The sequence below is a fragment of the Pseudochelatococcus lubricantis genome, assembly GCF_011762225.1.
GTDB lineage: Bacteria > Pseudomonadota > Alphaproteobacteria > Rhizobiales > Beijerinckiaceae > Pseudochelatococcus > Pseudochelatococcus lubricantis.
This window is the reverse complement of record NZ_JAASQI010000026.1, coordinates 1-3,788: the sequence shown is the minus strand read 5'-3', so window position 1 is coordinate 3,788 and position 3,788 is coordinate 1. Positions and strand designations below refer to the sequence as shown.

At 59.6% G+C, this 3,788-nt stretch carries 3 protein-coding genes and 1 tRNA gene; 3 read left to right on the top strand and 1 reads right to left on the bottom strand.

Annotation, left to right across the window (positions count from 1 at the left end; all coding sequences use genetic code 11):
* Positions 1–18 precede the first annotated feature (18 nt).
* The 3 genes from FHS82_RS20855 to FHS82_RS20845 all read left to right on the top strand — a co-directional run bounded on the left by FHS82_RS20855 (position 19) and on the right by FHS82_RS20845 (position 1,904).
* Positions 19–95, top strand: a tRNA-Met gene (locus FHS82_RS20855).
* A 247-nt stretch (positions 96–342) separates the two neighbouring features.
* Complete coding sequence (locus FHS82_RS20850) at positions 343–1,002, top strand: recombinase family protein (RefSeq protein WP_166956726.1); 660 nt, start codon at positions 343–345, stop codon at positions 1,000–1,002.
* On the top strand, positions 999–1,904 hold the full coding sequence (locus tag FHS82_RS20845) for a recombinase family protein (protein WP_246225492.1): 906 nt from the start codon (positions 999–1,001) through the stop codon (positions 1,902–1,904). The genes FHS82_RS20850 and FHS82_RS20845 overlap by 4 nt, the downstream gene beginning before the upstream one ends.
* Before the next feature lie 245 nt (positions 1,905–2,149).
* Here FHS82_RS20845 and FHS82_RS20840 read toward each other — a convergent pair whose 3' ends face one another.
* Complete coding sequence (locus FHS82_RS20840) at positions 2,150–3,325, bottom strand: Fic/DOC family N-terminal domain-containing protein (protein ID WP_166956723.1); 1,176 nt, start codon at positions 3,323–3,325, stop codon at positions 2,150–2,152.
* Positions 3,326–3,788 lie beyond the last annotated feature (463 nt).

The following is a 3,788-nucleotide window of genomic DNA, read 5'->3' as shown; positions in this document are numbered from 1 at the left end:
CTCAAGCCCAGAAGTTAACGCGGGGTGGAGCAGCCCGGTAGCTCGTCAGGCTCATAACCTGAAGGCCGCAGGTTCAAATCCTGCCCCCGCAACCAGTCAAATCACACAAAGCCCCGCTAAGCCAACAACTTAGCGGGGCTTTGTTTTAGCTGCACTACACCCACCTCAACAAAATCAATCACTTACAAACGCAGGTGCAAATCAGGTTGCCCAGACCCCGCAACCAATTGCGGCCCGGAACGGCGCCCATGAAGCACGCCGCCCACAGGGAACAGCGCAAAAAAACTTCCAGTCCGGCCGGATCAGTGGCAAAAGCGCCGCTTTTTGCATCCCCGGACAAAAATGCCGAAAGCCGCAATCTACGCCCGATACTCTTCCGACCTCCAGAACCCCGAATCCATCGATGACCAGTTTCGCCTCTGCCGCAACCTGGCCGAGCGGAAGGGATGGGAGATCGTTGCCGCGTACCAGGACGAAGCCGCCTCCGGTGCCAGCATCCGCGGCAGGGAAGGGATGGTCCAGCTGCTGAATGATGCGCGGGCCGGCCGATTCGACATCGTCTGTGCCGAGGCACTCGATCGAATCTCCCGCGATCAGGAGGACATGGCCCATATCCACAAGCTCCTGCGCTTCGCCGGGGTTGAGATTCACACTGTTACCGAAGGACATGCCGACGAATTGCACTTCGCCTTCAAGGGCACGATGAATGCGCTCTTCCTGAAGGACTTGGCCGAGAAGACGCGCCGGGGACAACGGGGACGTGTGGAGAAAGGCCGCTCGGGCGGTGGCCTCGCCTATGGTTATGACGTTATGCCGGATCATGGTGATGGGGCGGGTGCGCGCTCCATCAATGAAGCTCAGGCACTCGTAATCCGCCGCATCTTCCGGGCCTTCGCCGCCGGCGAGACACCAGCGGCCATCGCGGACAAACTCAATCGTGAACTCATCCCGGGCCGGCAGGGCATCCCTGGGGAGCGACCACGATCAGGGGACACAAGATGAGGGGAACCGGCATCCTCAACAACGAACTCTATCGTGGGGTGCTCGTCTGGAACAAGCTCCGCTACATCAAGGACCCCGTGACAGGAAGACGCCAGGCCCGGCTGAATCCCGAGACCGAGTGGGTTCGGAAGGACGTTCCCCCGCGCCGGATCATCGAAGAAAGCCTCTGGCAGGCTGCCAAGGAACGTCAGCTTGCGCAGGAACAGCGCCATGAATGTCTGCGTGACGGCATCCGGAAAGGGCAGGAGGCGAGGGCGCAGCAGCTAGGCGCCGGATCGTCAAACTTCCACAGGCTGTTGATATGTGCCGATTGTGACGGAGACTTCTGTGCTGTCGGACGGGACCGCTACGGCTGTGCCCATCACTACCGGCGCAAGACCTGCGGCAATGGCAAGACCCTGCAGCGAAGGGTGATGGAGGCCGGCATCCGGGATCTCCTCGCCGAAACCATGGTGATGATGGGCCAGCATGCGGAGGCGTCTGGCGATGAGGAGAATACGGCGGTACAGCGCTTGCGCGGGCAGATCCTCCGCGAACGGCGTGAGTTGGAGGCGATTGAAGCCAAGCTCGGCGGGCTTTTGGTGGCGATTGAAGGCGGCCTCTACACGCCGCGCATGAAGCTACGCTTCCAGCAACTCGAGGATCAGGCCGAACGGTTGCGCGGGCACCTTCGGGTAGGAGCCGAGCGGTTGAACAGCTTGCAGACGCACGGAGGAGATGGATCACGGGAGGCTGTCGTCGCACTGATGATCGACCTGCGGACGGGCGACGATGAACATACCATCCTGAAGCTCAGGCGCATGATCGGCCCGATCAAGGTGACACCGCGTTCCGCTCACGAGCAATGTCCCCTCAGTTGGCAGAGAAAACCGGGCAAACGCCCCCAAGCCGACGACGCTTAAAAGGTCAAGAAAATTGCTTATTGAATGCACGGGTGGCCGTCCCCTACTAGGCGAATTACTGAGGATGATCACAAGTCCAGTCTGAGGCGCTGGGGGTAACCTCTCACGTCGGGTCGGCATCGGAGGAATGCCTGCACGCGATTCCGATGCCGGCCATCTTTGATGGGGGAGGCTGCGACAGGTCGCGGAGGCGGCCGAGAACCTCCAGGTTACGGCCCCCACAAAAAGATTGAAGGTAGTATGTTTCAGGCTGGCAATGGGTCAGTGCCGCGATCAAGGAGGGTCAGATATTCAGAGTAAGCAAAAATCCGGCCACGCCGTCGCCCTGTCGTCTCGCGGACGACACCAATCCCGGCCAGATTTTCCAGTGCTGAGCTGGCGGTTGGGAAGGAGATGGCGAGCTTTTCCGAGACCGTCTGGACGGTGACGATCGGGCTGGCCTGCATCAGTTCGTGGACTCTGAGCGCAGATGGCGCTGCGCGGCCAATGCCGGCGATCTTCTGCCGGTGCGCGTCGAACATGGTGATCAGGTCGCGGGCGGTCGCGGCTGCCTGCTCCGCAGTCTCCGCGATGCCGGTCAGGAAGAATTCCATCCAGGTCTCCCATGTCCCCATCTGCCGGACTTCCTGCAAGAGCCGATAATAGTCGTCGCGCCGCGATTTCAGGAACAGGCTGAGATAGAGAATCGGCTCGCGCAGGATGCCGGCCTCGCACAGGATCAGCGTGATGAGCAGCCGGCCCAGGCGCCCGTTTCCGTCGAGAAAGGGATGGATCGTCTCGAACTGGACATGAGCCAAACCCACCCGGATCAGCGGGGGCAGCGCCGTATCTTCGCTGTGGAGGAAACGCTCCAGCGCATCGAGACATTCATCCAGCCGGTTTGGCGGCGGCGGCACGAATAAGGCGTTGCCTGGCCGCGTTCCGCCGATCCAGTTTTGTGAGCGTCGAAACTCACCCGGTTGTTTTGTCGCACCACGCCCCGACTTGAGCAGGATGGCGTGCATCTCGCGGATCAGTCGAAGCGACAGGGGAAAACCTCCGCGCATTCTGGAGACGCCGTGCTCGATCGCTGCGACATAATTCGAAACTTCGGTTACGTCATCGAGTTCGACGGCTGGCGCCTCGTGATTCTCAAACAGCAGCAGGTCGGAAAGCGAGGATTGCGTACCTTCGATCTGTGAGGACAGCAGGGCCTCCTTGCGGACATACATATAAAGGAACAAGGGTGTCGAAGGCAGGATCGTCGTCACGCCATCCAGGCGCCCTACGGCGGCCATGGCGCGTTCATAGATGTGCATGAACCGCCCCAGTTCGAGTGGCGGATTGGGCGGCAGTGGAGCGGGCACGTAGGCGCGCACACGTTCGCCGCCTGCGCTTGTTTCAACGTAGGTGCCAAGTCTTAGGTTCTGTCTGTCCGTCACATGCGATCCTTTAATTAGGGTGGCTACTATTAATGCAAATCGCGATATATTTAAATAGCAGGCAGCGCTAATTCAAGGCATACCCGCATGGTATGTCATCAAGGCAAGGTACGGTACGGTTTCGCGAACTCAAGCGCCTGTTAGAGGGGCCTGCTAGAGAGAAGGCGGGCAGGGTGAAGACTGTTGCTGTTTTCCACGATGTGCTTCGCACGCCCAAAAGTAGACCGCTCAAAAACGACCCGTAAAAGACGTTCAGGGAAGCAGACGCTCGCTGCGGCGAGGACGATTGACCGGATTGGGGCCGATTGCCGACTGTCGTGTTTCCGTTGAGGATCTAGAAAAATTGCCGTCCGATCAGCTCGCTTAGGACTAGGTCGTAGTGAGGAATTAACAAAGGGGATTCCCAACTTCGGGAGATCGTGATTCAAGGCTACATTTTGGAGCTCAGCCAGATGAACGATCA